This window comes from Enterobacter cloacae complex sp. IR53041, assembly GCF_049238285.1.
GTDB classification, from domain to species: Bacteria; Pseudomonadota; Gammaproteobacteria; order Enterobacterales; family Enterobacteriaceae; genus Enterobacter; species Enterobacter roggenkampii.
This window is the reverse complement of the sequence record NZ_JBMKHB010000057.1, coordinates 1-9,552: the sequence shown is the minus strand read 5'-3', so window position 1 is coordinate 9,552 and position 9,552 is coordinate 1. Positions and strand designations below refer to the sequence as shown.

Annotated in this window: 12 protein-coding genes and 3 pseudogenes; 6 read left to right on the top strand and 9 right to left on the bottom strand. The window is 58.8% G+C overall.

Annotation, left to right across the window (positions count from 1 at the left end; genetic code table 11):
- From ACOTXF_RS23195 to ACOTXF_RS23185, 3 genes are all read left to right on the top strand, one after another.
- Window positions 1-99, top strand: a 99-nt coding sequence (locus tag ACOTXF_RS23195) for an IS1 family transposase (RefSeq protein ID WP_230794187.1), incomplete at its 5' end; no start/stop codon positions are given.
- Between the two features lie 173 nt (window positions 100-272).
- On the top strand, window positions 273-539 hold the full coding sequence (locus tag ACOTXF_RS23190; protein ID WP_007869691.1) for a DUF1778 domain-containing protein: 267 nt from the start codon (window positions 273-275) through the stop codon (window positions 537-539).
- Window positions 527-1,012: a GNAT family N-acetyltransferase gene (locus ACOTXF_RS23185; RefSeq protein ID WP_013087269.1), complete on the top strand. Its 486-nt coding sequence runs from the start codon at window positions 527-529 to the stop codon at window positions 1,010-1,012. Before ACOTXF_RS23190 ends, ACOTXF_RS23185 begins: the two co-directional genes overlap by 13 nt.
- A 153-nt stretch (window positions 1,013-1,165) precedes the next feature.
- On the opposite strand, the pseudogene ACOTXF_RS23180 reads toward ACOTXF_RS23185, so the two are convergent.
- The 9 genes and pseudogenes from ACOTXF_RS23180 to ACOTXF_RS23140 all read right to left on the bottom strand — a co-directional run.
- Window positions 1,166-2,352 (bottom strand): annotated as a pseudogene (locus ACOTXF_RS23180) (IS3 family transposase); the annotation flags it as partial.
- Between the two features lie 155 nt (window positions 2,353-2,507).
- The gene (locus ACOTXF_RS23175; protein ID WP_004152113.1) at window positions 2,508-3,470 is read right to left on the bottom strand and encodes a zinc metalloprotease HtpX; all 963 of its coding nucleotides are present in this window, start codon (window positions 3,468-3,470) and stop codon (window positions 2,508-2,510) included.
- Window positions 3,457-3,945, bottom strand: coding sequence for a phosphate-starvation-inducible PsiE family protein (locus ACOTXF_RS23170; RefSeq protein WP_004152114.1), 489 nt, complete (start codon window positions 3,943-3,945; stop codon window positions 3,457-3,459). The genes ACOTXF_RS23175 and ACOTXF_RS23170 overlap by 14 nt, the downstream gene beginning before the upstream one ends.
- A 114-nt stretch (window positions 3,946-4,059) precedes the next feature.
- A pseudogene (locus ACOTXF_RS23165) lies at window positions 4,060-4,206 on the bottom strand (diguanylate cyclase); the annotation flags it as partial.
- A 237-nt stretch (window positions 4,207-4,443) separates the two neighbouring features.
- The gene (locus ACOTXF_RS23160; RefSeq protein ID WP_004152115.1) at window positions 4,444-4,641 is read right to left on the bottom strand and encodes a hypothetical protein; all 198 of its coding nucleotides are present in this window, start codon (window positions 4,639-4,641) and stop codon (window positions 4,444-4,446) included.
- The gene (gene clpK, locus ACOTXF_RS23155) at window positions 4,641-7,436 is read right to left on the bottom strand and encodes a heat shock survival AAA family ATPase ClpK (RefSeq protein ID WP_004152116.1); all 2,796 of its coding nucleotides are present in this window, start codon (window positions 7,434-7,436) and stop codon (window positions 4,641-4,643) included. The genes ACOTXF_RS23160 and clpK overlap by 1 nt, the downstream gene beginning before the upstream one ends.
- A gap of 105 nt (window positions 7,437-7,541) precedes the next feature.
- Complete coding sequence (gene hsp20, locus ACOTXF_RS23150; RefSeq protein ID WP_004152117.1) at window positions 7,542-8,111, bottom strand: small heat shock protein sHSP20; 570 nt, start codon at window positions 8,109-8,111, stop codon at window positions 7,542-7,544.
- A gap of 34 nt (window positions 8,112-8,145) precedes the next feature.
- On the bottom strand, window positions 8,146-8,427 hold the full coding sequence (locus ACOTXF_RS23145) for a helix-turn-helix domain-containing protein (RefSeq protein ID WP_004152118.1): 282 nt from the start codon (window positions 8,425-8,427) through the stop codon (window positions 8,146-8,148).
- 243 nt (window positions 8,428-8,670) lie between these two features.
- Complete coding sequence (locus ACOTXF_RS23140) at window positions 8,671-8,934, bottom strand: hypothetical protein (RefSeq protein WP_015386469.1); 264 nt, start codon at window positions 8,932-8,934, stop codon at window positions 8,671-8,673.
- Between the two features lie 14 nt (window positions 8,935-8,948).
- On the opposite strand from ACOTXF_RS23140, the gene ACOTXF_RS23135 reads away from it, so the two are divergent.
- From ACOTXF_RS23135 to ACOTXF_RS23125, 3 genes and pseudogenes are all read left to right on the top strand, one after another.
- On the top strand, window positions 8,949-9,212 hold the full coding sequence (locus tag ACOTXF_RS23135; RefSeq protein WP_004118209.1) for a transposase: 264 nt from the start codon (window positions 8,949-8,951) through the stop codon (window positions 9,210-9,212).
- Window positions 9,169-9,273 (top strand): annotated as a pseudogene (locus ACOTXF_RS23130) (transposase domain-containing protein); the annotation flags it as partial. The gene ACOTXF_RS23135 and the pseudogene ACOTXF_RS23130, both read left to right, overlap by 44 nt.
- A 184-nt stretch (window positions 9,274-9,457) precedes the next feature.
- Window positions 9,458-9,552: IS1 family transposase (locus ACOTXF_RS23125; RefSeq protein ID WP_001640293.1), on the top strand; the 95-nt coding region annotated here is incomplete at its 3' end.

The following is a 9,552-nucleotide window of genomic DNA, read 5'->3' as shown; positions in this document are numbered from 1 at the left end:
CTGTCAAGGCTGGGCAGGAAGTCACTGTCGTTCTCAAAATCGGTGGAGCTGCATGACAAAGTCGTCGGGCATTATCTGAACATAAAACACTATCATTAAGTTGGAGTCATTACCGGCCAGAGCAAGGAAAATAATTTAGAGGAAGAGCTTTACCTAATAGTTGCAAGTTGACTCTTTCGTATGTTCACTGCACTTAAAAAACCGTATAGCTTTTGCTATACAGAATCCATATGATATGCTTGTAAAGCAATCGCTATACAAGGAGCGCACTCATGAAATCAGATGTTCAGCTCAACCTTAGAGCTAAAGAATCTCAAAGAGCACTTATTGATGCTGCAGCAGAGATTCTCCATAAATCACGCACGGACTTCATCCTGGAAATGGCATGTCAGGCTGCGGAGAATGTGATCCTCGATCGTCGCGTATTTAATTTTAACGATGAGCAGTATGCAGAGTTTATCGATATGCTCGATGCACCGGTTTCGGATGAGGCGGCTATTGATAAACTTCTGGCAAGGAAACCTCAGTGGGACGTGTAACAGCACCAGAACCATTATCCAGCTCCCATCAACTAGCAGAGTTCGTCAGTGGTGAGGCAGTACTTGATGACTGGCTTAAACAGAGGGGATTAAAAAACCAAGCTCTTGGTGCAGCACGAACGTTCGTCGTTTGTAAAAGAGACACTAAACAGGTTGTCGGTTTTTACTCTCTGGCCACCGGCAGCGTTAACCACGTGGAAGCAATGGGAAGCCTCAGGCGCAATATGCCAGATCCAATTCCCGTAATCATACTTGCTCGCCTGGCAGTTGATGTTTCATACCGTGGCCAAGGGCTCGGGGCCGATTTACTGCATGATGCAGTTCTGCGCTGTTACCGTGTAGCTGAGAATATTGGAGTCCGTGCGATTATGGTTCATGCACTGACTGAAGAAGCCAAAAACTTTTATCTTCACCATGGCTTTAAGGCATCACAAACTCAGGAACGGACATTGTTTTTAAAGTTACCACAGTGAGGTTTGAGGAAGAAAGGGGCTTGTTCGATATTTAAGATATTGATTTATAATGATTTTACCATTGAATTTAACATAATCTTTGTTATGCGCACCTGTATTGTCAGCACAAAGCGTTATTGTCGTCTCAGGGGCTGCGGATGTTTTCCTGGACTGTTATGTTGTGATCCCAAGATGCTGCCGGTACTTCACAGGACTCATTGCACCTAATGATAGCTTGATACGTTTCTCGTTATACCAGCGTATGTACCTGTCCAGGAAGCAGATAAATTTTTCCAGCGTGATACCCGCCCAGTCTCTGCCATAGAACATTTCGTTTTTGATACGCCCGAAGAAGCCTTCACACGCAGCATTATCCGACGAGCATCCTTTGCGCGACATGGACCTTATAAGTCCGGAGGTGTTGATACGCTCGAGCCAGCCCGGCCACCGGTAATGGCCACCACGATCGCTGTGTATCACTGGTTTATCATGTTCGTTGAGCGTATCGAGTGCGTCATCGAGCATCGTATTCACCAGCGTCGCGTCCGGGCGTGTTCCTATCGACCAGCTTACAACCAGGCCATCAAAGCAGTCGATAACCGGCGACAGATAGACTTTTCCAGCCGGAAGCTGGAACTCCGTAATATCGGTCAGCCACTTCTCATTTGGCCTGCAGGAACTAAAATCCCGGGCGAGTAAATTTTCCGGTGCCGGGCCGATTTCGCCACAGTAAGAGTTGTATCGTCGTCGCCTGGTGCGCTTAACAACGAGCTGCTCTTCTGCCATCAGTCTGCGGACAACCTTTTCAGAAATAACCCTGTTGTTACCGCGAAGCATCGCGTGAAGGCGCCGATAGCCGTAACAGCGGTAATTCTCCTCAAAGATATCGGCCATGATCACGCGTATTTCCGCATACTTATCGTACAGACGTTTTGGTAAAAATAACAGCTGCGGGCAAGTTGCAGAACGCTTAGCAACTCAGCAACGGGGTACTTTTTCTTAAGGGCATCAACTATCAGGGTTTTCTCCCTGTTTTTCAGTTTCAGAAAGCTGACGCCCAGATCTTTTTTTATCAGTTCATTCGCCTTTGTCAGTATGTCACGTTCGAGCTGCAGCTGATGAATCTGCTTCCTGAGACGCTGGATTTCACCGAGTAAAGCATCCTGATTTTTATCCTGAGGGGCTGACTTTCGTTTGCGCATGGATTGATAAGCCTCGTCACTGATAAGGTCTTTCTTCCATTTGTACAGGACCGGGACGCTGACGCCTATGCTTTGTGCAACTTTACGCGCGGTTCCACGTCGGTTACAGAGCTCCCGGACGGCCTGAGACCTCTCTTCCGGGCTGAAGCATTTGTTTCGTGGGGACTGAACCAGGCTTCGATGGCGGGCAGGAACTGCCACAGCAGCATGAGTGCGGCGATGCAGCCAGTGATGACGAGCCAGCGCCGGATGAATCGATCCGGCGCCGGGCGGCTGTAGGGGTCGGGTAGGTCACGTCATTCTCCATGTTGAAATCAGCGCCAAAGGCCGCCAGTGCGCCAGCGTGGCGGACGTGGTGATACGGTCACTTCGGGGTCGAAACGGGCCGATGGAAACGGCGGCATCGCGGGCGGCGGAGCAAGTTCCAGCAAGCGCTCAATGCGTTCAGCCGTCGCTGGATGCGTGCGCAACCAGGAGGGTTCCGGATTGCCCCATCCGGGCAGCAGCCAGGCGCGCCAGGAGCGGCTCACCCGCTCGATCTTGGCGAGCGCTGAGGCCAGCCCGTGCGGGTCGCCGGTCAATTCGGCAGCGAGCCGGTCGGCGTCGAATTCGCGCACCCTGGACAAGCCCAACTGAGCCAGCAAGGCCAGCTGTGGCGCGACCGCAAGTAGAAGCAACGCGGGCCAATTGACTTCCGTGACTCCAAGCAATAGCGTTGGCAAGCTGAGCACGATCGCAAGCTGCCCCAACAAGGCCAGAAGATGGGTGAGCCGGCTGATGGAATCGGCCAAGCCCATGACACGCAAATCCTCGTTCGCAATATGCGCGATTTCGTGGCCGAGCACGCCGGTCAACTCGCGGGGCGTGAGGCTACGCAGCAGGCCGTCGGTCAGCGCGATGGCCGCGTGATGCTTCGAACCGGTGGCGAAGGCGTTGACGACCCCGCTGGGCACGTAGTGCGGTACCGGCACGGTAGGCAGCCCGGCCCGCGCCGCCAGTTCGCGCAACACAGCCCAAAGATCGGGCGCTTCATCCGGGTGCAGGGGGCGTGCGCCATACAGCCGCAAGGTCAGCCCGGAGGCGGCCGCCGGTTCAAGCAGCAGGGTGAACCCCGCAGCCGCAAGCGCCAGCCAAAGCCCGCCGTCACCCAACAGCAAGCTGCCAGCGACGGCGGCAATTCCGAGCAGGGTCAGCACCAACAGCACGGTTTGCAGGCGATTGTGCCAGCGATGCCGCGCGCCGACATTCTGCGCGTGGCGCAGATCACGACTGATCATCTGAGCTTTCCCCGGCTGTCCGGTCATCGCGCTCGCGCAGCAGCCAGTAAGTCGCCCCGAGGGCCAGTGTCGCGCCTGCAAGCGCCGCGACCTTGGCGGGGCCGGTCTCCGGGTCGAGGATCACGAATTTACGCGCCAGGGCGATCAGCCCGATCAGGATCACCGTCTTGACCTGGATGATGCTGTCGCGCCGCAAGGCCACCCTCACGATGGAATGCTTGAACTCCATGGCAATGAGCAGCGTCATGATCATGCCGAACACGGTCTGGAAGACCTTGTGATCGAGCGGATTGAATGCATCAATGATCAGCAGGCTGAAGACGATCGAGATCAGCTGCAGCAGCGAGACCACGATGATAACGGCAATGATTGCGGACAGCGCGAGCGCGATCACCTGTTCAAAGCGCTCGTAGAACGTCATCACTGCCCATTGGGCGCGAAATGTTTTGATCGGGTCTGCTTGCTTTTCCTTCATCGCCACTCCTCTCAATTCTGAAATACTTGTGCGCCCACAACTTGGTTGCACCCTCGTCTTTTTTGCCTGGTAGAGCGCGCTGTCCGCCTGCAGCATCACCTGCTCGACAGAGTGCAAACGGGGGTCAAGGAGAGCCACCCCCATGCTGGCGCTATAGCTGATCGACACCTCTCCACACACCACCGCTGTCGCCGCAGTGTCCTGACGAAATCGCTCCGCCCATACTTGGGCGCCTTCTATCGATACCGCTTCCAACAACACAGCGAATTCCTCCCCCCAATCCGGGCAGCCATGTCGGTTGCGCGAACATGTTCCCTCAACCGTGAAGCAAAGGGGTCGGTGATCACCATACGCAGCAACTGCTGCTCTATTTCCTTGCGAGAAGAGATGTCGAACAGAGTACCGACTATCAGTTGCCTGCCCGCGTCACCCAGCCATGGGCCTTGTTCCTCGAAAGTCGAGTTGCCAGAGGATCAGGTGAACAGATGGGCCGCGCCGTCACGCGAACGGATGGCCAGCGAGCGGGAGGGCAGTGCCGCCGCTGATGAGCAGTCCCCACGGCGTGGCCGACTGCTCATCACGCTTGTAGACGCCCGCGTGACCTGCGGCCACGACCGCCACCGCGATCGAGGCCAGGGAGGCTGCCCATGCCAGTGCCAGGCCGATGGGGTCGGACACGGCAGCCTCGCCCGCCATCAAGATGCGTCGCTCGCCTTCGCGGCATCCGGCTGCTCCGGCTCGGCCGGGGTCTGCGGTGGCTCTTTGCGTTCGAACACCACGCGTTCGGCCTTGTCGTCCCAGCGTGCGCTGGCGTGATCGCCCTTGCCGATACCGCCGCCGAGCATCTCGCGCGCCAGCGCAGTTTCCAGCTCGCTGCGGATCAGGCGCTTGAGTTCACGCGCACCGAACTCGGGCTTGTAGCCTTCTTCCGCGAAATGGTCGATCAGCGTCTGATCGAAAGTGAGCGTCACGCCCTGGCTGGCGGCGCTGCGCGCCACGCGATCGAGCTGCAGGCCGACGATGTGGCGGATCTCCTCCTTGCCCAGCGCATGGAAGACGATGATCTCGTCGATGCGGTTGAGGAACTCGGGCCGGAAATGGCCGCGCAGCACGTCCATGACTCCGGCCTTGGTCTTTTCGTACTCCTCGCCGGCCGCCCCGCGCGCCTTCAGCCGTCGCTGGATGATGTCCGAACCCAGGTTGGACGTGGCGATGATGATGGTGTTGGTGAAATCCACCACCCGGCCCTTGCCGTCGGTGAGGCGACCGTCGTCGAACACTTGCAGCAGGATGTTGTATACGTCAGGGTGTGCCTTCTCGATCTCGTCGAGCAGCAGCACGCTGTAGGGCTTGCGCCGCACCTTCTCGGTGAGCTGACCGCCTTCGTCGTAACCGACATAGCCCGGAGGCGCGCCCACCAATCGCGCCACGGTATGGCGTTCGCCATATTCCGACATGTCGATGCGCAACAGGGCGTGCTCATCGCCGTAGATCGATTCGGCCAATGCCTTGGCGAGCTCGGTCTTGCCCACCCCGGTCGGGCCCAGAAACAGGAAGGTAGCCACCGGTTTGCTGCCTTCACGCAGGCCGGCGCGGGACAGCCGCACGGCATCGGCCACGGCACGGACCGCCTCGTCTTGTCCCACCAGGCGCTCGTGCAGCCGTTGTTCCAAGTGCAGCAGCTTTTCGCGCTCTTCCACCGTCAACTCGTTGACCGGGATGCCGGTCAGGCGCGAGACGATCTGCGCCACGTGTTCCGCCTTGACCTCGGCACTGCCGGAGGCCCGCTCCCGCTCCCAGTCCTCGACGAGCTTCTTGAGCTCGGCCTCCTTGGCTTCGATGCGCTTCCCGAGCTCGGCGGCCTGGTCGTACTGCTTGCGCGCGGCCACGTAATCCTGTTCACGCCGCAGCTGGTGCAGTTCGGACTCCAGCTCCTGCACGGCCACCGGCCGGGCCGTGGCCGACAGCTTCACGCGCGCGGCCGCCTGGTCGAGCAAGTCGATCGCCTTGTCCGGCAGGAAGCGCGCCGTGATGTAGCGGTCGGACAACTCGGCCGCCGCGATGATCGCGTCCTCGGAGATGCTGACCTTGTGGTGCGCCTCGAAGGTGTCGCGCAGGCCGCGCAGAATCATGATGGCCTGGGCCACCGTCGGCTCGGGTACCGTCACCGGCTGGAAGCGCCGCTCCAGTGCGGCATCCTTCTCGATGTATTTCTGGTACTCGTTCAGCGTCGTGGCGCCGATCAGGTTGAGTTCACCGCGCGCCATCATCGGTTTGAACACGTTGGCCACGTCCAGCCCGCCTTCGCCACCGCCCTGGCCGGCACCGACGATGGTGTGCACCTCGTCGATGAACAAAATCAGCTCGCCCTGGTGCTCGGTCACCTCCTTCAGCACCTTCTGCACGCGCTCCTCGAACTCGCCGCGATATTTGGCGCCGGCCACCATGGCGTTGATGTTGAGTTCCACCAGGCGCTTGTCGCGCAAGGTCTCGGGCACTTCACCCGCCACCATGCGCTGCGCCAGCCCTTCGACGATGGCGGTCTTGCCCACACCCGGCTCGCCGATCAGCACCGGGTTGTTCTTCTTGCGCCGGGCCAGCACCTCGATGGTGGTTTCGATCTCCTGCGCGCGGCCGATCACCGGGTCGAGCTTGCCGTCGCGCGCCATCTTGGTCAGGTCGCGCGAGTACTTGTCGAGTTCTGGCGTGTTGGTCGGCGTCTCAGCGCGGCCATCCTCGGCGCCCTTGCCGACCACCTTGCTGACCTGTTGGCGCAGCGCCTGCGGCGTCAGGCCGTAGCGGCGCAGCAGGTTGGCGGCCAGCCCTTCGCCTTCCTCAGCCAGACCGATCAGGAAATGCTCTGGACCGACATAAGAATGGCCGAGTTCATTGGAGGCCACGAAGGCGCGGCTGAGCGCATCCTTCACGCGCGGCGACACGCCGATCTCGCCCTCGAAGGGCTTGTCCCCGCGCTTGGCCTCAGACTCGATCTGCCGCTTGAGGTCATCGACCTTGATCTTGAACTGACCCAGGATGGTCTTGACCACGTCGCTGTCGGCCAGCGCCAGCAGCAGATGTTCGGTATCCACCTCGGAGCGGCCAAATTCGGCAGCGTGTTTGGCGGCCTCCTGCAGCAAGGCTTCCGACTGTTCGCTGATGCGGCTGGCCAGCCCACTGCCGCGACGGCGCGGCGCACCCGAACCTGCGGCGGCGGGCTCGCCAAACGAGGCATCGACCACGTCATCGGTATCGGCGGCAACTGGCGTCGCGTCGTCGCCGATGCGGAAGAAGTCACTGCCGAGGAAGTCCTCGAACAGGCCGCTGCGCGAGCCGAACAAGGCTTCCAGCGGCGAAACGGTGCGCTTTTGCTGGCGCACTAATTGCCGGTAATGGTCGTCGCACAACAGCATGGTGCTGTGACGACCGTTGAGATTGGCTTCCACCCGCACGGTGGCGGGTTGGCCGCAGACCTGGCATTGTTTTCTGGCCATGCTGATGCTCCTGAGAAGGTTGACAAGGTTGAGGCGACGAGGCATCGCGAACCGCGACTCCTCGTCTCGTGCCGGGTTTTTCTTGTGACGAACGAGCCGGCGACGTCAGCCGTTGATCGGGATCGAGCGTCCCTGCTTCGGCGCGCTGACCTCGCGCTTGTCGATCGTGACCGTGAGCACCCCGTTCTTGAACGATGCTTTGATCGAATCCTGGTTGGCGTCGTCAGGCAGGTTCAAGGCACGCTGAAAGCTGCCGTAGGAGCGCTCCACACGGTGGAAGCCACCTTCCTTCTTCTCCTGTTCCTGGCGCTTCTCGCCACGCACCATCAGCACGTCGTTGTCGAGAGTGATCTGGATGTCCTTCTCCTCGACACCGGGCACTTCCAGGGCAATCTTGTACTGCTTGTCGGTTTCCTGGATGTCCAGGGCCGGCTTCAGCATGCCCGACCAATCGGATGGCCACTGCGGCATGTTCAACGCCGGAAAACCGAAGCCCCGGAATGCGTCATCGAACAGCCGGTCGATTTCCCGATGCAGTTGCAGGATCGGGCTGACTGGCCCGCTCGCCGCTGGCAGGTCATTGCGCTGCACCGGCAGGGAAGAGACGGTCTGCTGCTCTTGCTGCTCGTTCTTGAACCAGTTCCAGGGAGCCAACTTCTTGAAATCGATGTCCATGTCATACCTCCAGAAAAATTGGAAAACGAGTTACTCAAGCCCTTTGCCTGCTGTGACGGGCAGTGCGCCCAGGCGACACGGGCTGCTCGGATGACTTCTGCTGTTCACGCTTGCGCATCACCTCCTTCTTTGCTGCGGCTCGGGTCTGATCATTGATCCACTGATCGATTTCACTTTGAGGAAACCGCCACGTCCCGCCCACCTTGAAAGCCGGAATTTCCCCGTGCGCGGCGAGCCGATAAAGCGTCCGCTTGCCGACTTTCAAGTACGCAGCCAATTCATCGAGCGTGAAAATCACCTGTAGGTGCGCTTTCATCCCTGTAGGTGCGCTTTCATCTCACCCTCTCCAATCGCGTCGCTTTGCGGTTCCGGCCAAGGAAATCCTTGTAATACTTTGTAAGATATTACGCTTACCATGACAGCCTTCAAGAGTCAATGTACAGCGTTCTCCCGCCCCATTGATGCAGGTCAACTGCTCAGGCAAGGCGCAGCGGGGCGGTCTGATCAGGCAATGGACAGCGCCTGGCTCGTCAGCCTGCGTGTACCACAGGCGCCTCGATCAAACACCGATCCTCACGTTGTAGCCGAGTGCCCGCAGCCCCTTGCTCGTCTGCATGTTCCTTGACGGAAACTCGTCTGGGCGCGCCCAGACGACGATTTCCCCGAGGCTGCTCAGGCTAACGTGCGGAATTGCCCAGTCGTCGCTGCGGATCGCGTTCCAGAGTCGGGCCGAAACACTTCCGTTGCCCCAGACAACGTAGTTCAACAGTATCCGTCCGGCCAACACACCTTCCCGACACCGCCGCCGAAGGCCATGGCCCATCAAGCGGATTTTCCATGCGCCCTCAGCGCCGTACCTACAGCAAATCTTTCAAGGCTCAGGTCATTCAGGAGTGTTCTGAACCCGGTGCCTCCATCGCAAACATCGCCTTGGGCTACAGCCTCAATGCCAACCTCGATCACAAATGGATTCGGCTGCCTACCCAGAAAACCACGGCTATCCAGCCAGCGTTCATCCCGTTGCCTTCTCAAATGCTCGGCGTGGGTTCGCATACTCAAGCGCGCTGCTGCGATCATGAGTTTGATCCAGTCGGCCCGTAATAATGGGCACGATCCGTATGCCTATCTCAAGGATGTGCTGACACGGTTGCCGTCCCTGTAACAGCCTGAAGTTGACCTGGGTAATCAAATACCGGTGTAGTGATTAGGAAACAGGGCTCGGATAACATCATGGCGCAGGTCACCCTGATCTTGACCCTCCATCTCCGAACAGCTTTTGTATCTTAAGTTAACGATGTCCGCTGCCGGTATTCCCTCGGGGAGTGATATCCCAGCGCGCTGTGCGGGTGGCTTCCATTTCCATCAGATGTCCTTCCTGCTCCGCTACTGAAGGCGTGGTGCGTAACGGCAAAAGCACTGCCGGACATCAGCGCTATCTCTG

Excerpts from the sequence above, each read along its gene's own strand:
- ACOTXF_RS23145 (WP_004152118.1), bottom strand. The coding sequence starts at position 8,427 with ATGAAAGCGCACCTACAGGTGATTTTCACGCTCGATGAATTGGCTGCG.
- hsp20 (WP_004152117.1), bottom strand. The coding sequence starts at position 8,111 with ATGGACATCGATTTCAAGAAGTTGGCTCCCTGGAACTGGTTCAAGAAC.
- ACOTXF_RS23175 (WP_004152113.1), bottom strand. The coding sequence starts at position 3,470 with ATGATCAGTCGTGATCTGCGCCACGCGCAGAATGTCGGCGCGCGGCAT.
- ACOTXF_RS23140 (WP_015386469.1), bottom strand. The coding sequence starts at position 8,934 with ATGGGCCATGGCCTTCGGCGGCGGTGTCGGGAAGGTGTGTTGGCCGGA.
- ACOTXF_RS23170 (WP_004152114.1), bottom strand. The coding sequence starts at position 3,945 with ATGAAGGAAAAGCAAGCAGACCCGATCAAAACATTTCGCGCCCAATGG.
- ACOTXF_RS23190 (WP_007869691.1), top strand. The coding sequence starts at position 273 with ATGAAATCAGATGTTCAGCTCAACCTTAGAGCTAAAGAATCTCAAAGA.
- ACOTXF_RS23135 (WP_004118209.1), top strand. The coding sequence starts at position 8,949 with ATGCGCCCTCAGCGCCGTACCTACAGCAAATCTTTCAAGGCTCAGGTC.
- ACOTXF_RS23160 (WP_004152115.1), bottom strand. The coding sequence starts at position 4,641 with ATGGCGGGCGAGGCTGCCGTGTCCGACCCCATCGGCCTGGCACTGGCA.
- clpK (WP_004152116.1), bottom strand. The coding sequence starts at position 7,436 with ATGGCCAGAAAACAATGCCAGGTCTGCGGCCAACCCGCCACCGTGCGG.